This is a genomic window from Streptomyces tagetis, assembly GCF_018069565.1.
Taxonomy (GTDB): domain Bacteria; phylum Actinomycetota; class Actinomycetes; order Streptomycetales; family Streptomycetaceae; genus Streptomyces; species Streptomyces tagetis.
Genome location: NZ_JAGPNL010000002.1, coordinates 607248 through 624344 on the forward strand (window position 1 = coordinate 607248; position 17097 = coordinate 624344).

Sequence of the window (17097 nt, forward strand, 5' to 3'; positions counted from 1 at the left end):
CCCCGCCGACGGGGGACCAGTGGGGACATGACCAGTTCCTCGTTCCCCCGCAGCATCACGCTGCCCGCCTCGGTCTGCGAACAGGCCGCGGACTACCTCGAACACGCGGTCCACAAGGCCATCGACGGCGCCGCCGCCCCCTGGCGGGCCTTCCGCGGCGCCGACGGCGACCACACCTTCGCGGTGCCCCTCGTCGAGCAGGCCGCCGGCTGCCTCCTCGTCCTGGCCGCCGAAAGCGCCCAGAGCCTGCGCCCCTCCGCCCTGCGCGCCCTCATCGGCGTGGCCCTGCACCTGCGCGACGCCGCCGAGGCGGTCCGCCGCCCCGCCTACACCCCGAGCGCCTGGTGACCACGGGCCGCTGACCTGCGCGGGGCCACGGCACGTCAGGTGCTGCCGAACAGCCGCAGGGACGCCCACAGGGCGAGGGTGGAGGCCACGAGCGTGGCCGGTACGGTCAGCAGGCCGAGCCGGGTGAAGCGGCCCAGCTCCGCCTCGACGCCGTGCCGGTGCAGGATGCGCCGCCACAGCAGGGTCGCCAGCGAGCCGACGTAGGTCAGGTTGGGGCCCAGGTTCACGCCGATCAGCACCGCGAGGACGGGGCCCGCCCCGGCGGGCGCGGCCAGGGGGAGCAGTGCCAGCACGGCGGGCAGGTTGTTGATGACGTTGGCCAGCACCGCGGCGACCACCGCGATCCCGAGCAGGGCCGGCACCGACTCCCCGTCCGGCAGCAGGTACCGCAGCAGCGTGCCCAGCCCGCCGCCCATCACGCCCCGCACCACGACGCCGAGCGCGAGCACGAACAGGCAGAACAGCGGCGCCGCGGCCCCCACCAGTTCCCGGGGCGTGACATGGCGCCGGGACAGCGCCCGCCCGCCGAGCACCAGCACCCCCGCCAGCGCCGCCCAGGCGGGCGACAGCCCGGCCGCCGAGACCACCGCGAACCCGGCCAGCGTCAGCGCGAGCACCACCAGCGGGAACCGCGCCACGCCGGGCGGCGGTCCCACGCCGGACGCCGCGGCCGGCCCGGAGACCGGCGTGTCCAGGTCGGCGCGGAAGAAGCGGCGGAAGACGGCGTACTCGACGGCGATCGCCACCAGCCAGGGCAGCGCCATCAGCGCCGCGAACCGGGTGAAGCTCAGGCCGCTGGCCGTGAACGCCAGCAGGTTCGTCAGGTTGGAGACCGGCAGCAGCAGGGAGGCCGAGTTCGCCAGGTGGGCGGTGGCGTACACGTGCGGCCGGGCCACCGCGCCGGCGCGGGCCGCGGTGGCGAGCACCACCGGGGTCAGCAGGACGGCGGTGGCGTCCAGACTGAGCACCGCCGTCACCGCGCAGGCCACCACGAACACCCCGCCGAGCAGATGCCGCGGGCTGCCGCCGCACCGGCGGGCCACCACGGCGCCGGCCGCCTCGAAGAGCCCCTCCCGCGCGCACAGGTGCGCCAGCATCAGCACCAGCGCGAGGAAGCCGACGACCGGCAGCAGCGTCCGCGTCTGCTCCCACGCCTCCCGCGGCGTGACCACGCCGAGCAGCACCATCAGCGCGGCGGCGGGTACGGCGGCCGTGGCCTCCGGCAGACCGCGCGGGCGCAGCACGGCGAAGGCCAGCACCCCCAGCAGCAGCGCCACGGGGACGGCCTCGGAGACGAGGGCGGTACTCAGGGGTTCTCCTCCCGCCGGCGACCCGGGCACCCACCCGGTGATCGTCAGGCCCCAGGATGGCACCCCCCGGGCAGTGACCCGCACGAACGGTGACAAGACCGCCCGCCACCGCCCTCCCGCACCCAGGCCCCGAGCCCTCCCGCACGTAAGGCCCCGAGCCCTGCCCTCGTCAGGCTCCGAACCTTGCCCTCGTCAGGCCCCGAACCTGCCCCCCGGCAGCCCGCTCGACCCGCCTCGTGGCCCCCGGCATCCGCCCGCGCCCGCGCCCGCGCCGGGCCCGGCCCTGGCCGCCGAACCCGCCTTCGCCCGCCCCCCGGTCAGCCGCCGGTCCCGCCCAGCCTGGCCCGCACCGCGCCCGCCAGCGCCGCCGGGCGTGCCGTGGCCCGTGCCGTGCGGCGCACCAGGCGGGCGTCGCGGCGCAGCTCCAGTGCCGCGTGCCGGCACCGCCACAGCAGCGAGGGGGCGCCGCCGGTGTCGTCGGCCGCGATCAGCAGCCCGCCCAGCATGGACAGGTTCTTGAGGAAGTGGACGCGCTGCTGGGCACGGTCGGCGGACTCCTCCGCCTCCCAGAAGCGGTGCCCGGCCAGCGTGGTCGGCACCAGCGTCGCGGCCATCGCCAGCGCGGCCGGCCGTGGGCAGCGGCCCAGCCCGAGCATGACGCCGCCGACGACCTGCACGGCCCCGTTGAGGCGCACCAGGTGCTCGGTGCGGTCCGGCAGCACGGACACGCGGTCGGCCACCGGCCGCACGACCGGTTCGGCCGCCGACGCCACCTCGCCGGGCTTGCGCAGGGACCGCAGGCCCCCGGCGATGAACATCGAGGCGAGCATCGGCCGGCCGGCCACGCGCAGAAGACTCATGACGCTCTCCCAAGGAGTCGCGGAGGGGGGAAACCTGTACGGATCATCAGGTGCCCCGCCCGCCCGGCGCCATTCGACGCCCTCGCCCGGCCACGGGGCCGGGGCCCCGCCGCATGGGGTCCGCGCAGGTCGCGCGGGCAGCGGCGGGCCGCCGTGGCGCCTTCCCGGCGGGGGACGCGGTGCCGCGCATACGGCGCACCCGCGTACTTGAGCGAGCGCCCCCGGGGTGGGCAGGATGCCCCGGTGACCGAAACCGCCGCCATCCGTCCGTACCGTCCCGCCGACGCCGCCGCCCTCGACGACATCTGCGTCCGCACCGCGCACAACGGCCAGGACAGCCGGCCCGTGTACGCCGACCCGTCCATCCTGCCCGCGCTCTTCGCCGCCCCCTACGTCCACCTCGACCCCGGCCTCGCCTTCGTCCTCGACGACGGCACCGGGAAGGCGGTCGGCTACGTCCTCGGCACGGCGGACACCGCCCGGTTCGCCGCGGAGTTCCGCACGGCGTGGCTGCCCGGCGTCGCGGACCGGTATCCGGCGCCAGAGGGCCCGCCCGGCACCCTGGACGAGATCATGGCGGCCCTGCTCCACGACCCGGAGCGCATGGTCGTCCCGGAGGTGGCGGCGTACCCGGCCCATCTCCACATCGACCTGCTGCCCGAATGGCAGGGCCGTGGCCACGGCGGGCGGCTCATGCGCGCCTTCTGGCGGGCGCTGCGCGAACGCGGGGTGCCGGCCGTCCACCTCATGATGGCGACCGCCAACACCCGGGCCCGGACCTTCTACGACCGCATGGGCTTCCACGAGATCGAGGTGCGCGGCCTCGCCGCCACCGGCACCACCTGCCTCGGCCGCACCACCGAGGAGAAGCCCGCCGCCCCCTGAGCCCCACCGAAGGACCGGGGCCGGCCCTCCCGCCGCCCAGTCCCGCCCCGCGCCGCTCCCGTACCGCCCGCCCCCGTACCGCTCCGTACCGACTCGATGCCCCGCGCCGTGCTTCGGACCCGGCAGACCGGGCACGCGGAGCCTGGTACACCCCAGCACCGAGGAGTGGTGCCAGATGACCGAGTACGAGCGTTCCCGCACCATGCCGTCCCAGCCCGAGCAGGTCTACGACCAGGCCGCCAACGTCGGCCAACTGGGGACCTGGCTGCCGGGGGAGCTGCACGTGCGCGCCGAGGAGCCGCCCGCCGTCACCGTGCACGAGGACGGCACCGGCCGGGACACCGCCGCGCTGCTGCGCTCCCGGCCCGAGCAGATGCGGCTCGAATGGGGCACCCGCGACCAGGGCGGCTACGCGGGCTGGCTCCAGGTCGCCGGCCTGGACAGCGGGGCCAGCGAGGTGACCGTGCACCTGTCCTTCTTCGACGAGGGCCACGACCCGGGCAGCCGCGCGGTCGCCGCCGCGCTCGACGAGAGCCTGCGGCGGCTGGAGGAGCAGGTGCGGCTGCGCACCGGCCACGCCGCCGGCTGACCGGGCGGCCTCCCGCTCCTCCCGGCCGCGCCCGGCCTCGGGAGGCCGGCGGTACTGGACCGACCTGGACACCGGCGCCGTCCAGGTCACCGTCGTCGAGCGCGACGCCCGGCGGGCCGAGCGGTTCGCGGCGCTGCTCCGCGCGGACCTGCGGCGGTGCGCGCGGACGCTGATGCGGCAGTACCCGGAGATCACCGCCGCTCAGCGGTACTACGGCCGGGTGAACGTCGAGGAGGGCGCCCACGTCCACGGCGTCCACACGACCACCTCGTGGGGCGCCACCGACATCGGACTGGTCTCCGTCGGCCGGGACGGCAGGACGGTCACCGTGGTCCAGTGGGGGCAGATGGGCACCTTCGAGGACGCGCGCGTAGCCGACTTCAAGGCCACGACCGCGACGGCCGTCCGGGCGCTGTACTGACCCGGGTCACCACGGGCGGGCCGCCGCCGGGCCCTTCGCCGCGCGGCGTTCCGACGCGTGAACCGGGCGGAGACAAGCCGATTGGCTGATCGTTTCGGCCCGTACGGGTGTGCCGGTGCCCCGCGCCGGCGCCGGGGCCGTCACCCGAATGGCTCCCGAGCGGTACTGACGGCAGCCGATGTGGGGTCTCCTGGTGAGTGTCAGCGGCGTCCAGACTGGGAGGCCGGTCATGTACGAGATGTGCGTGGGCCCGGAGAAGAAGGGCGGAGCACTGGTGTGGCACGTGATGGCCAAAGAGGCCCCGGCCACCTTGTGCGGACAGATGCTCCGCGAACGGATCGAGGCGACCGACGGTGAACGGGCACGCCACTGCCCGGACTGCATGGCGTCGTTCGAGAGGCTGATGGCGACCGCGCCGGCCTGACGGGCCGTCCGCGCCACGTGCGCCCCGCCGCCCCGCGCGGCGGGGCGCACGCCGTCGTGGAGACCGCCCGGTGATCAGCCCTGCGGGGCGGACCCGGAGCCCCCGGGCCGGCCCCCGGCCCACCTGACCGGCCCACCTCTCCGGCCCGTTTCACAGCCGGCTGTCCGCTCCCTCGCCGGTGACTGTTCGGCCGTCCCCTTCACGGGCGCCCGGAGGCTCGCCGCACGGTGTCCGAAAGGCAGCCGAACGCGTTCCCGACCGTGGGCCGCCCCACCTTGCGGTGCGACAATCTGACCGCAGGGTTGGTGCCGACACCGTGGTCGGGAGCCGCCCGGGACCGGAGGGAACCGTGAGGATGATCGACTGGGTGTCCCTGAGCAGGGGCGCCCGCCCGGTGCCCAGGCCCGTCGCCGATCCGCTGGTGTGGGCGGGCGCCTTCGGCGGTGCCCTGGTCCTGGTGGAGGTACTCAACGGCACCGTCGGCTCCGGCCGCCCCGACCTCGCCCTGGCCGCCCTCTCCCTGCTCGCGGCGGTGCTCGGTCTGTGCGCCCGGTTCACCGCTGCCCCCGGTACGGCCCTGCTGTGCTGGCTCTCCCTCAACGGCTTCGCCGTGCCGCCCGCCGGCAGTGTGAGCTGGGTGGTCGGGCGGGACGGCGTCTGGCTGGCCTGCCTGCTCGGCGCGGCCCTGGTCGGCACCGCCCTGGCCCGCCTCGCCCACGCCCGCGCCGCCTACCGCCGGCTGACCACGGTGGACGTCTGGGAACCGGCGGAGCCGGGCGACGTCTGACCCCGGCGGCGTCCCCGGCCGCTCCGCCGGGCGTCCGCCCCCGGCGATCCGCCGCCCCGTCGCGGCCACCCCCGGCAGGGGAGGGGCCCCGCCGGGTGTGTCCGGCGGGGCCCCTCCGTACCGCGTGACGCGTCAGGCCGTGTGCAGCGTCAGCCCGTAGCGGTTGAGGATCTCGTTGACGGGCTGGAACCACGTCTCCCCGCCGCTGGAGCAGTTGCCCCAGCCGCCCGAGGTGACGCCCTGCGCCTGGTCGCCGCTGATGAAGGAGCCGCCCGAGTCGCCGCCCTCGGCGCAGACGCTCGTCTTCGTCATCTGGTGGACGGCGCCCTCGCTGTAGTTGACCGTCTCGTTCTTGGCGAGCACGGAGCCGCAGCGCCAGTGGGTGGTCGAGCCGGACCGGCATATCGAGGCGCCGACGGGAGCCTCGGACGAGCCGCGCACGAGCTGGTCGGAGATCTGGCCCCAGCCGAGCACGACCGGCACCGTCCACCAGCCGTTGCCCACGCTGACCCAGGCGTAGTCGTTGTCGGGGAACGACGAGCCCTGGAACGTGCCGATGTACGAGCCGTCCCAGCCGCTCACCCCGGCCCCGGCCCGGCCGCAGTGCCCGGCGGTGACGAAGCCGCCGTGCACCGAGAAGCCGATCGAGCAGCGGACGTTGCCCGTGTAGTACGGGTCGCCGCCGACCGTGCCCGCCGCGTAGGTCCGCGGCGCGTCCGGCACGGTGCGCACGTCGACGGGGCCGTTCTCGCGGGCCTGGTCGAGGAAGCCGCGGACATCGTTGTCGGAACGCTCGGAGGCGACCACGTCGACGACGACGGTGTTGGCGGCCGGGTCGACGTGCCAGCCGCTGACGCCGTCCGGCGCCTTCAGCCGGTCGATGCCGGCCTTGGCGGCGTCGAGGGCGCGGGCGCTGTGCTCGACGGTGCGCACCTGGGCGCCGGTCGAGCGGACGGCCGCCACGGTGGAGGCGGTCGCGTCGGAGGTCACGGCGACGGTCAGGCGGCCCTGCCCGGCGTCGAACCACGAGCCGCCGAAGGCGTCGCCGGCGGCCTTGCGTGCCGCGGGTTCCACGTCGGTGGCCTGGCGTTCGGCGGCGAGCCGGTCCTCGGCCTGGGCGCGGGTGAGCCCGAAGTCCCGCTGCATGGCCTCCATCAGCCCGGCGGAGGCGGGGGCCTGGGCGGACGCGGTGGGGGAGTCGGTCGCCGAGGCCGGGGCGGTGCCCGCCGCGGTCCAGCCGCCGAGCACGAGGAGGGTGGCCAGTCCGGCGTACCTGAATCTGCTGCGTCTCAAGGGAGTTGCCCTTCGTCGTTCCAGCAAAGGTGGGGGTGGAACAACCGCGTTCTGAGAGCGCTCTCATCGAGGTTGCCCGCAGCTTAGCCAGGTCTGGACAACAGGTCCATGCCAATGCTGAGTATTCCCCGTCACTTCCTCGACGACGGTCCTGTGAAGGGCAGTTGGGTCGTCCGGTCAGTCCCGGTCCGCCCCGTACCGGCGGGCCAGGGCGCGCAGGAGTGCCCACCGGCCCCGGTCGGGCACCGTCCACAGCGGTTCGCCGCGCACGCCCCACCCCTCCAGCAGGGCGTTGGCCGCGAGGAAGCCGGAGGTGGCCGCGCGTTCCATCAGGGCCACCGGCAGATCCGTACGCACCAGATCGCCGGCGACCACCACGGCCGGGTCCGGCGTGCGCACCGTGGGCCGGCCGGCGTGGCCGCCTACGGCGAACAGCGGGCAGTCCGCGCGCCATTCGTGGAGCCGGGCGACGATCCGCGCCCCGCGCGTCTCGGGGTACACCCGGTGCAGATTCCCGGTCAGCCGCTTCTCCTCGACATCGCGCACGGAGTCCGGCGGCAGGGCGTACGCGTGGAGTTCGACGACGGAGCCGCCCGTGCGGGCCGCCCAGCGCGCCGCCTCGCCCTCCCAGTGGGAGACCACGCTGACGTTGTCGAGGGTGCCGTAGCCGCTGGTGCCGAGGAAGCCGGGCCGGCCGGGGGCCACGGGCCGGTCCAGCCAGAGCCGGGAGACCAGGAACGGCGGGGCGTTCCGCAGCCGGCCCACCCGCTCCCGCCACTCGGCGCCGACGAGGTCCGGGGAGCGCCCCACCACCGTCCGCAGGCCCTCGGTGTCCAGGGCGAGGACGACCGCGTCGTACCGCCGGGCACCGGAGTCGTCCACCACCACCCGGCCTCCCCGGCCGCCGGACCGCACCGAGTGGACGGGGGACCCGGTGCGCACCTCGACGCCGTGGCGGACCAGATGGGCGGCGAGCGGGTCCCACAGCGCCTGCGGGAACGGCTCGCGCGGCACGTCGAAGAGCAGCCCCTCGCTGGAACCGAGGAAGTAGATGTGGAACATCAGCGCCATCTCGGCGGCCGACAGGAGCCGCGGATCGGCGAAGAAGCTCCGCGAGAACACCTCGAAGGCGAGGTGCCGCGCCGCCTCGGGGAACCCCACCGAGTCGAGGAAGTCGTGGGCGCTGACGTGGTCGAGCCGCGCGTACACGCGCCGGGTGCCGGCGTCGAGCAGCGGCAGGGCGGCGGCCGGCCGCAGCCCCGCGAGGCCGCGCGCGGTGAAGCTGGGGCTGAGCACGGCGAAGGCCAGCGCGTTCCACGGCGGTGTGCGCGGCACCCGGCGGAAGCTGTCGGCGACGCCGCCGCTGTGCCGCAGCGGGTAGTCCGGCAGCCCGGTCAGCATGGCGAGCGCCGGATCGGCCCGCCGCAACAGGCTCCGCAGGTTGTAGTACTGCCGGAAGAAGGCGTGGAAGCCCCGGCTCATCGTCGCGGGCGTCCCGTCGGGCAGCGTGACCGGCCGGCCGCAGACCCGGCCGCCGAGCACCGCCTCCCGCTCGTACAGCACCACCCGCACCCCGCGTTCGGCGAGCCCGGTGGCCGCGGCCAGCCCCGCGACACCGCCGCCCAGCACCGCCACCGACGGGGGATCACCCGCGATCCGCTCCCGCCCCGGCGACGGGACGAGCAGCCGCGCCCGCCGGTCCCGGCCCGGGGGACAGGCCGCGCCGTGCCGCATCACCGGTCACCGTCCGCGGCGGGGCGGCGGGCGAGGAAGGTGTGGGCGATGCCTGTCTGCCAGCCGGGCAGCGGCAGCACCCGCACCTGCCCGAAACCGGCCCGGCGCAGCCGCGCCCCGAAGGCCGGCGCGGTGTCGAACTCCGCGACGCTGCACCGCAGATGCCCGTACAGCCCCCGGTCCCCGGTGGCCGTGCCGAGCGGCACGATGACGCCCCGGCACACCGCGGACCACACCAGCCGGTCCGTACGCCGCCCGCTGAGCGCGTAGTCGTGCACCGCCAGCCAGCCGCCCGGCACCAGCGCTCCGCGCACCGCCGCCAGCACCGCGTCGGGGTCGGCGAGGTTGCGGAACAGGTAGGCGGCGAAGACCGCGTCGAACGGCCCGCCCACCTCCGCGCGGTCCAGCTCCTCCGCCGGGGCGTGCACGAACCGCACCCGCGACGGACGGCGCTTGGCGCCCGCCCGGCGCAGCATGCCCGCCGAGGCGTCGACGCCGACGATCTCGGCACCGGGGAAGGCCGCGGCCAGCGCCGCCGTGGAGGCGCCGGTACCGCAGCCCAGGTCGAGCAGCCGGCGCGCGCCGCCGCCGTCCAGGGCGGCCAGCCGGCGGGCGGAGCGGCGCAACTGGGCGTGGTAGCCGGGGTTCAGCGCGACCAGGCGGTCGTAGCGGTCGGCGCCGTGATCGAAGGCGGTCGCCAGGGCGGCGTCGCGGAGCAGGGGCATCGGGGTGGGGCTCCTCGCGTGCGGTGGGGCCGGGATGGGGGTCGCTCAGGGCACGGTGGCGGCGCGGCGCGGCAGCCAGGGCACCTCGGCCGCGGTGCGCAGCATCGGCCAGAAAGGAGTGCGCACGCCGACCGCGAGGTCCTCGTGCAGCCTGGTCCGCCCGTCCAGGAAGCGCAGCAGCCGCCCGGCCGGCACCCGGTCGAACAGGCGGAAGAAGAGGTCGGGGCCGTCCACCCGGCCGGTGTCCAGGGCGCGCAGCAGCACGGCGTCCATCAGCCGGGCGCGCGCCGGGTGCGCGGGCGGCGGCACCGGGGGGCGCCCGGAGCGGCAGGCGCGGGCGATGGCCTCCGACTGCCGCTGCACGGCGGCGAAGGTGTAGCCGGTGGAGCCGCGGGTCGCCCCGCCCGCCGCGCCGATCCGGAAGACCGGGCCCGGCGCCCCGCCCGGCCGGCCGAAACCGGCGTCGGTCATCGGGATCACCCCCTGTTCGGTGGCGAGCACCCGGGCGGGGCCGATGCCGAGCACCCGGTCCGTGTACTCCGCCAGCGCCGCGTCGTACGCCTGCTCGGTCAGCGGCTCCGGGCCGAACTCCGTGTACTCGACCAGCGCCGTGTGCCGGCCGGTGGGCAGCACGTAGCCGAAGGACAGCCCGCGCTCGGGCTGACGGGTGCGGAAGTCCATCAGCTCGACCACCGCCGGGTCGAAGACCGGCCTGCCGGTGCGGACGAACCAGCCGCGGAAGTGCTGGAGCAGGCGGGTCCGGGCGGCGGGCGGAGCGGCCGGGCGGGAGTCGAATACCCAGCGCGCCCGCAGCGTGAGACGGCCGCCGTCGGCGTCCACGGCGGACACCCGCGCCGTCCCGTCCGGCAGCGCCCGCACGCCGTCCACCACGGCCTCCAGGCGCCGCACCCCGGGCCGTCCGGCGAGGTCGCGGCCGACCAGGGCCTCGAAGTCGGCGGAGCGGATCATCTTGTAGCGGGCGGGGGCGATGTGGCGCCGCACCTGGCGCCCGTCCCGGCCGCGCACCCGCAGCCACTCCCACGACGCGGTCACCGCCGGATCGAACCGGCCGGGCCCCGACTCCCAGAAGCACCAGGTGCGTTCCGGCGCGCGCAGCGGACCGTCGGGCGGGCCGATCAGCACCACGGAGGCCGTCTCGGCCGGGAGCCGGTGGACCAGGGAGAGCCCGGCCGCCCCGGCACCGACGACGACGATGTCCGCGTCGACCACGCCCGCCTCCTTCCGCCCGTGCGCCGGCCCGGCCGCCACGCCGCTGAGGGCGGCGGACGGCGCGGTTCCGGCGGAGTATCCCCTTCCGCCCCGGCCGGCGGGGGGACGGCGCGCGGGACCCCGGGCCGGGTGACCGCCGCCCGGGTGACACGTGGACGTGAACGGCCCAAGACCGCGTCACGGCGGGCCGCCGGGGGGAAGCATGGCCCCGCACGCGGCCCGAGACCGCGACCGACGACGGGAGGACGGCATGCGCCCGAGCACGAGCGGCAGCGGCGCCGGGGCTCGCCCCCGGGGCGGTCCGGCGTGCGGCGGGGTTCGCGCCCGGCGTGCCCCCCGCGCCCCCGGCGCCCGTCCGCGCCCCCGGGAGGGCCGATGACTCTTCGGACGGTGCCCGGCCGGACCGATCACGTCGTGGTCGTCGGTGCCGGGCTCGCGGGGCTCTCGGCCGCGCTGCACCTGCTCGGCGCCGGACGCCGCGTGACCCTCCTCGAACGGGACCCGCTGCCCGGCGGCCGGGCCGGCCGCCGTGACCTCGGCGGGTACCGGCTGGACACCGGCCCGACCGTGCTGACCATGCCGCACCTGGCCGACGAGGCGTTCGCCGCCGTCGGTGAACGCCTCGCCGACCACGTCGAGCTGCTGCCCCTGCACCCCGCCTACCGGGCCGGTTTCGCCGACGGCTCCACCCTGGACGTGCACACCGACGCGGACGCGATGGAGGCGGAGGTGGCCCGGTTCGCCGGACCCCGGGAGGCGGCCGGCTACCGGCGGCTGCGCGAGTGGCTCGGCCGGCTGCACACCGTGCAGATGCGCCGCTTCATCGACGCCAACTTCGACTCGCCCCTCGGCCTGCTCACCCCCGACCTGGCCCGGCTCGCCGCCCTGGGCGGCTTCGGCCGGCTGGAGCCGCGTATCGGACGGTTCCTGACGGACGAACGGCTGCGGCGGGTCTTCACCTTCCAGTCCCTGTACGCGGGCGTCACCCCGGCACGGGCCCTCGCCGCCTACGCCGTCATCGCCTACATGGACACCGTCGCCGGTGTCCACTTCCCCCGCGGCGGTGTGCACGCCCTGCCCCGCGCCATGGCCGGGGCCGCCGTCCGGGCCGGTGCCGACCTGCGCCTCGGCCGGGACGTCCTGCGCCTCGAACGCACCGGCGACCGGATCACCGCCGTCGTCACCGCCGACGAACGCGTCCCCTGCGACGCCGTCGTCCTCACCCCCGACCTGCCCGTCGTCCACCGGCTGCTCGGCCGCCGCCCGCGCCGCCCGCTGCGGCTGCGGCACGCCCCGTCCGCCGTCGTGCTGCACGCCGGCACCACCCGCACCTGGCCCCGGCTCGCCCACCACACGCTGTCCTTCGGCGCCGCGTGGCGGCGCACCTTCGACGAACTGACCAGGACCGGCACCCTGATGACCGACCCCTCCCTGCTGATCACCCGGCCCACCGCCACCGACCCGGCGCTCGCCCCGCCCGGCCGCCACCTGCACTACGTCCTCGCGCCCTGCCCCAACACCGACACCGGCCCCGGCGCCCACGCCTGGGAGGAACTGGCGCCCCGCTACCGCGACCGGCTCCTGGCCACCCTGGAACGCCGGGGACTGGACGGCATCGCCGCCGCCATCGAGGAGGAGTGCCTGGTGACCCCCGCCGACTGGACCGCCCAGGGGCACGCCGCGGGCACCCCCTTCTCGGTCGCCCACACCTTCGCCCAGACCGGCCCGTTCCGCCCCCGCAACCTGGTGCGCGGCACCGTCAACGCGGTCCTGGCGGGGTGCGGCACCACCCCCGGCGTCGGCGTGCCGCCCGTGCTCATCTCCGGGAAACTGGCCGCCGCCCGCATCACCGGCACGCCCGCCCGCCGCCCCGCCTCCGTGGGCGCGACCCGATGACCCGCCGCGAACTGGACGCCGCCGGCATCACCGACCCGTCTTTGCGCGCCGCCTACACCCGCTGCCGCCGGCTCAACGCCCGCCACGGGCGCACCTACTTCCTCGCCACCCGCCTGCTCCCCGCCGACCGCCGGCCGGCCGTGCACGCCCTGTACGGATTCGCCCGGTGGGCCGACGAGATCGTCGACGACACGGGGACGCGGGCCACGCCCGCCGACCGCGCCGCCGCCCTGGACCGGCTCGACGCACGGCTGCGCCGGGCCCTCGCCGGGCAGGGCGGCGGCGACGACCCGGTGGTGAGCGCCGTCGCCCACACCGCCGGGCGGTACGCCATCGACGCGGCGCACTTCACCGACTTCATGGCCTCGATGCGCAGCGACCTCACCGTCACCGAGTACGCCACCTACGAGGCCCTGCGCGGCTACATGCACGGCTCGGCCGCCGTGATCGGCCTCCAGATGCTGCCCGTCCTCGGCACCGTCACGCCCCGCGAGACGGCCGCCCCGCACGCCGCCGCGCTCGGCATCGCCTTCCAGCTCACCAACTTCCTGCGCGACGTCGGCGAGGACCTCGACCGGGGCCGCGTCTACCTCCCGGCGGACCTGCTGGCCGCGCACGGCGTCGACCGGGACCTGCTCGCCCGGAGCCGTCGCACCGGCCGCCCCGACCGGCGCGTCACCGCCGCGCTGCGCGCCGCCGAGGACCTGACCCGCTCCGTCTACCGGGAGGCCGCGCCCGGCCTGGCGATGCTGGACCCCGTCGCCCGGCCCTGCGTCACCACGGCGTTCGTCCTCTACCGGGGCATCCTCGACGCCATCGCGGACGGCGGCTACGCGGTCCTGCACCGGCGGGCCAGGGTGTCCCGGCGGCGCCGGGCGGCCGTCGCGGGGGAGGGGCTGGCCCGGGTGCTGGCCGCCCGGCTCGCCGCGCGCGCCGCCCGCACCCCCGCCCCCGCGCCCGTCCCCGCCGGGGCCGCCGTGCCGGCGGAGGCGGCCCGCACCGCCGGGGAGACGCGATGACGGCGCCCCGCCCCGCCCGGCTGCCGCTGCGGCTGCGCCGCCGCCCCGTCCCCTGGCGGCGGCAGCGGCCGACCTGGCGCGAGGCCCGGCCCGCGCTCATCGCCGGCGCCCTCGCACGGGCCGTGGCCCGCCCGTCCGGCAACTGGTACGTCCTCGGCGCCAGTCCGGGCCCGCGCGAGGGCCGCCCGCTGGCCGGGACCGTCGCCGGGACCGAGATCGTCGTCTGGCGGGACGCGTACGGACGGCCGGTCGGCGGCCCCGGCGCCTGCCCGCACCTCGGCGCCCCCCTCGCCGAGGCCCCCGTGCGGTGCGGCACCCTCGTCTGCCACTGGCACGGACTCGCCCTGGACGGCGGCCCCGTCGCCGGCTGGGACCCCCTGCCCGTCCACGACGACGGCGTGCTGACCTGGGTACGGCTCGACGCCGCCGGCGGTGAGGAGCCCACCCCCGCGCCGGTGGTCCCGGACCGGCCCCCGGCCGACGGCACCCTGACGTCCGTATGGCGCGGCGTCGGCGTCTGCGACCCCGAGGACGTGGTCGCCAACCGGCTCGACCCGTGGCACGGCGCCTGGTACCACCCGCACTCCTTCGTCGACCTCACCGTCGTCGCGGCCCCCGACGGAGACGCCGACGACCGGTTCGTCGTCGACGTCTCCTTCCGGCTCACCGGGCGTCTGGTCGTCCCGGTCCGGGCCGAGTTCACCGCGCCCGAGCCCCGTACCGTCGTCATGCGCATCACCGGCGGCGAGGGCACCGGATCGGTGGTGGAGAGCCACGCCACGCCGCTCGGCGCCGACCGCCACGGCCGCCCGCGCACCGCGGTCGTCGAGGCCGTGCTCGCCACCTCCGAGCGGCCCGGATTCGCCGTGCTCCGCCGGCTCGCCCCCGGTCTGCGCCCCCTGGTGCGGACCGCCGCCGGCCGCCTGTGGCGCGACGACCTCGCCTACGCCGAACGCCGCCACCACCTGCGCGCGCAGGGCCGCTTCCCCGGCTGACCGGAAGGGGACCCGTGCAGACCTTCCTGCCCCACCCCGGCTTCCGGGACTCCGCGCTCGTCCTGGACCGCCGCCGCCTCGGCAAACAGCGGGTCGAGGCGCTCCAGGTACTGCGCGGACTGACCGTGCCCGGCTACGGCTGGCGCCGGCACCCCGCGGTCCGGATGTGGGCCGGGTACGAGGAGGCCCTGGTCCGCTACGGGCTGGAGGTCTGCCGGGTCTGGCGGGAACAGGGCCACCAGGACGGCGTCGCCGCCTCGCTCGTCGCCCAGCTCACCGCCGGCCGGCCCGGCACCGCGCTCCGCGACCAGGCCGCGCTCGCCCGCGCCGGGGAACTGCCGCCCTGGCTCGGCGACGAGGAGTTCCACCGCAGCCACCGCTCGGCCCTCGTCCGCAAGGACCCCGCCGCCTACACCCCCCTGTTCCCCGGCACCCCCGACGACCTCCCCTACGTATGGCCGGCCTCGGACCGCGAGCGAGGGCCCGTCTGAGGGTGCCCGGCGGTGCGGCCGGGTCGCGTGGCCGAGTCGGCCGGGTCTCGTCGTTGCTCGTCGGGGTGCGGTGTGACCGGCCGTCGGTCCGGCCGCCGGCGCCCGCTCACCGACCCGCGAGGCGGGACCGGACGGCCTCGGACGGCGGCTGCCCCTGCGGGGAGTTCAGGTAGGTGAGTACGGCGAGGACCCGGCGGTGTCCGCTGTCGCTGGGCGGCAGCCCAAGCTTCAGGAAGATGTTGCCGATGTGCTTGCTGACCGCGCGTTCGGTGACGGTGAGCGTCTTCGCCAGGGTTGCGTTGTCGTGGCCCTCGGCCATCAGCCCGAGCACTTCGCGCTCGCGCGGCGTGAGTCGCTCCAGCGGGGTGTCGCGGCGGCGGGCGAGGAGTTCGGTGACCACCTCGGGGTCGAGAGCGGTCCCTCCGGCGGCCACCCGCTCCAGGGCGTCGAGGAACTCGTCCACCCGCCCCACCCTGTCCTTCAGCAGATAGCCGAGTCCGCCGGCACCGGCCGCCAGCAGTTCGGTGGCGTAGGACTGCTCGACGTACTGGGAGAGCACCAGCACGGGCAGGCCGGGGATTTCTTCGCGCGCCGCGCGCGCCGCGCGCACCCCCTCGTCACGGAAGTCCGGCGGCATCCGGACGTCGAGCACGGCGGCGTCCGGACGGTGTTCCAGCAGGGCCGGGAGGATCTCCGGCCCGCTGCCGGCCACGGCCACCACCTCGTGACCGGCCGAGTCGAGCAGCAGCACCAGCCCTTCCCTGAGCAGGGCGTTGTCCTCCGCGATCACCACACGCACGGCAGCTCCACGGTCATCGTGGTCGGTCCCCCGACGGGGCTGGTCAAGGTCGCCACGCCGTCGAGCGCGGCGACCCGGCGGCGTATGCCCGACAGTCCCGTGCCGGCCGTCTCGTCCGCGCCGCCGACACCCTCGTCCCAGACTACGGCCCGCAGACCGGTGCGCAGGCGCTGCAGCCGGACCGTCGCGCGCGAGCAACCACCGTGCTTGGCGGCGTTGGTGAGCATCTCGGCCACCACGAAGTACGCCGCCGCCTCCACGGCGGCCGGAGCGCGCACCCCGGGCTCGTCGAGACCGTCCACCTCCACGGTCACGTCCAGCCCACTGCCGGCCGCCAGGGCCCCGACGGCGCCGACGAGCCCGCGGTCGGTGAGGATCGGCGGGTGGATGCCCCGCACGACGTGACGCAGTTCGGCCAGTGCCTCCTCGACCAGGTCCTGGGCGTCGTCGAGCAGCCGGCGCGCGGCCTCCGGGTCGCGGTCGTAGGCGCGTTTGGCAAGACCGATCCGCACGGACAGGGACACCAGCCGGGCCTGGGTGCCGTCGTGGAGGTCCCGCTCGATCCGCCGCAACTCGGCCCCGTGCGCGGCGATCGCCCCGGCCCGGGTCTGCGTCAGCTCTTGTACCCGCACGGCGAGTCGCGCCTTGCGCGACGGCTTGAGCAGGGCCTCGGAGAAACGGGCGTCCACTTCCGCGAGCCGGGAGATCAGCGGGAGGACGACCGGCCGACGGCGCAGGACTCCGCACCACACCCCGTCGACGGCGAGCGCGAGCGGCCACAGTGGCACCGTCAGCGCGGCGAGCGAGCCGTAGAAGAGGTAGGCGCCCAGCCAACGCAGGTCCGCCGCGGTGCCGGGGTCCCGGACCGCGGTGCGCAGCCGCTGCCACGGGGTGCCGGTGAGCGGCACGTACACCTCGGGGATGTCCCGGCCGGTCCAGGCGGCCACCCGTCGGCGCTTGATCCGGGCGAGGAGGCGGACGCCCAGCACCGGGGCGAGGAAAAGGGCCGAGGCCGAGGACATCCCCGAGGTCATGACCAGCGAGCCGGTGGCCCGCGCGGCTTGCCGCGTCGCTTTCCACATGGTGCGACGCTAGACGAACGGATGCTCACGCCGGGGAGCGCGCGGGAGCCCGACGCCCGCCGACATCACGGCGCCGGCCACGCGCGCGATACCGCGCCTCGGACACCGCCTCGTGGTGTAGCCCGCTACACCATCGATTCGGGAGAGGACTCCCTCGTGGCGATCACGGGAGCGCGGAAGGCTGAACGGCACAGAGCACGCCCGGTCAC

General features: G+C 76.6%; 17 protein-coding genes and 1 pseudogene. 10 read left to right on the forward strand and 8 right to left on the reverse strand.

Features of this window, described 5'->3' with window-relative positions:
- Positions 1–27: 27 nt before the first annotated feature.
- On the forward strand, positions 28–348 hold the full coding sequence (locus J5Y05_RS10760; RefSeq protein WP_053914282.1) for a hypothetical protein: 321 nt from the start codon (positions 28–30) through the stop codon (positions 346–348).
- Positions 349–383: 35 nt separating this feature from the next.
- Here the strand turns inward: J5Y05_RS10760 and J5Y05_RS10765 are convergent, their stop codons facing one another.
- Both J5Y05_RS10765 and J5Y05_RS10770 read right to left on the reverse strand, forming a co-directional pair.
- The gene (locus tag J5Y05_RS10765) at positions 384–1688 is read right to left on the reverse strand and encodes an SLC13 family permease (RefSeq protein WP_307853835.1); all 1305 of its coding nucleotides are present in this window, start codon (positions 1686–1688) and stop codon (positions 384–386) included.
- 287 nt (positions 1689–1975) lie between these two features.
- Positions 1976–2518 (reverse strand): DoxX family protein, encoded by a 543-nt coding sequence (locus tag J5Y05_RS10770; protein ID WP_210870887.1) that lies wholly within the window; start codon positions 2516–2518, stop codon positions 1976–1978.
- A gap of 243 nt (positions 2519–2761) precedes the next feature.
- On the opposite strand from J5Y05_RS10770, the gene J5Y05_RS10775 reads away from it, so the two are divergent.
- From J5Y05_RS10775 to J5Y05_RS10795, 5 genes and pseudogenes are all read left to right on the forward strand, one after another.
- Positions 2762–3403, forward strand: coding sequence for a GNAT family N-acetyltransferase (locus J5Y05_RS10775; RefSeq protein ID WP_210870889.1), 642 nt, complete (start codon positions 2762–2764; stop codon positions 3401–3403).
- 175 nt (positions 3404–3578) lie between these two features.
- Entirely contained in the window at positions 3579–3992 is a 414-nt protein-coding gene (locus tag J5Y05_RS10780) for an SRPBCC family protein (RefSeq protein WP_210870892.1), read from the forward strand.
- A gap of 46 nt (positions 3993–4038) precedes the next feature.
- A pseudogene (locus tag J5Y05_RS10785) lies at positions 4039–4413 on the forward strand (hypothetical protein); the annotation flags it as partial.
- A 229-nt stretch (positions 4414–4642) separates the two neighbouring features.
- Positions 4643–4837: a hypothetical protein gene (locus tag J5Y05_RS10790; protein ID WP_210870898.1), complete on the forward strand. Its 195-nt coding sequence runs from the start codon at positions 4643–4645 to the stop codon at positions 4835–4837.
- 355 nt (positions 4838–5192) lie between these two features.
- The gene (locus J5Y05_RS10795; protein ID WP_210870900.1) at positions 5193–5624 is read left to right on the forward strand and encodes a hypothetical protein; all 432 of its coding nucleotides are present in this window, start codon (positions 5193–5195) and stop codon (positions 5622–5624) included.
- A 132-nt stretch (positions 5625–5756) separates the two neighbouring features.
- Here J5Y05_RS10795 and J5Y05_RS10800 read toward each other — a convergent pair whose 3' ends face one another.
- From J5Y05_RS10800 to J5Y05_RS10815, 4 genes are all read right to left on the reverse strand, one after another.
- Positions 5757–6917, reverse strand: a complete 1161-nt coding sequence (locus J5Y05_RS10800; RefSeq protein WP_210870903.1) for a S1 family peptidase — start codon at positions 6915–6917, stop codon at positions 5757–5759.
- Positions 6918–7094: 177 nt separating this feature from the next.
- On the reverse strand, positions 7095–8651 hold the full coding sequence (locus J5Y05_RS10805) for an FAD-dependent oxidoreductase (RefSeq protein WP_210870906.1): 1557 nt from the start codon (positions 8649–8651) through the stop codon (positions 7095–7097).
- Complete coding sequence (locus tag J5Y05_RS10810; RefSeq protein ID WP_210870908.1) at positions 8651–9376, reverse strand: class I SAM-dependent DNA methyltransferase; 726 nt, start codon at positions 9374–9376, stop codon at positions 8651–8653. Before J5Y05_RS10810 ends, J5Y05_RS10805 begins: the two co-directional genes overlap by 1 nt.
- A gap of 45 nt (positions 9377–9421) precedes the next feature.
- Positions 9422–10606: a lycopene cyclase family protein gene (locus tag J5Y05_RS10815; protein WP_210870911.1), complete on the reverse strand. Its 1185-nt coding sequence runs from the start codon at positions 10604–10606 to the stop codon at positions 9422–9424.
- Positions 10607–10981: 375 nt separating this feature from the next.
- Between J5Y05_RS10815 and crtI the strand changes: the two genes are divergently transcribed.
- From crtI to J5Y05_RS10835, 4 genes are read left to right on the forward strand one after another with little or no spacing between them, the layout of a single operon-like run.
- Positions 10982–12502 (forward strand): phytoene desaturase family protein, encoded by a 1521-nt coding sequence (gene crtI, locus J5Y05_RS10820; RefSeq protein WP_210870915.1) that lies wholly within the window; start codon positions 10982–10984, stop codon positions 12500–12502.
- Positions 12499–13521 (forward strand): phytoene/squalene synthase family protein, encoded by a 1023-nt coding sequence (locus tag J5Y05_RS10825; RefSeq protein WP_210870917.1) that lies wholly within the window; start codon positions 12499–12501, stop codon positions 13519–13521. Before crtI ends, J5Y05_RS10825 begins: the two co-directional genes overlap by 4 nt.
- Positions 13518–14516 (forward strand): Rieske (2Fe-2S) protein, encoded by a 999-nt coding sequence (locus tag J5Y05_RS10830; protein ID WP_210870920.1) that lies wholly within the window; start codon positions 13518–13520, stop codon positions 14514–14516. Before J5Y05_RS10825 ends, J5Y05_RS10830 begins: the two co-directional genes overlap by 4 nt.
- Before the next feature lie 14 nt (positions 14517–14530).
- Complete coding sequence (locus J5Y05_RS10835; protein ID WP_210870923.1) at positions 14531–15007, forward strand: MSMEG_6728 family protein; 477 nt, start codon at positions 14531–14533, stop codon at positions 15005–15007.
- 106 nt (positions 15008–15113) lie between these two features.
- Here the strand turns inward: J5Y05_RS10835 and J5Y05_RS10840 are convergent, their stop codons facing one another.
- The gene (locus J5Y05_RS10840; protein WP_210870926.1) at positions 15114–15806 is read right to left on the reverse strand and encodes a response regulator transcription factor; all 693 of its coding nucleotides are present in this window, start codon (positions 15804–15806) and stop codon (positions 15114–15116) included.
- Positions 15794–16888, reverse strand: coding sequence for a sensor histidine kinase (locus J5Y05_RS10845; RefSeq protein WP_210870929.1), 1095 nt, complete (start codon positions 16886–16888; stop codon positions 15794–15796). The genes J5Y05_RS10840 and J5Y05_RS10845 overlap by 13 nt, the downstream gene beginning before the upstream one ends.
- Between the last annotated feature and the right edge of the window lie 209 nt (positions 16889–17097).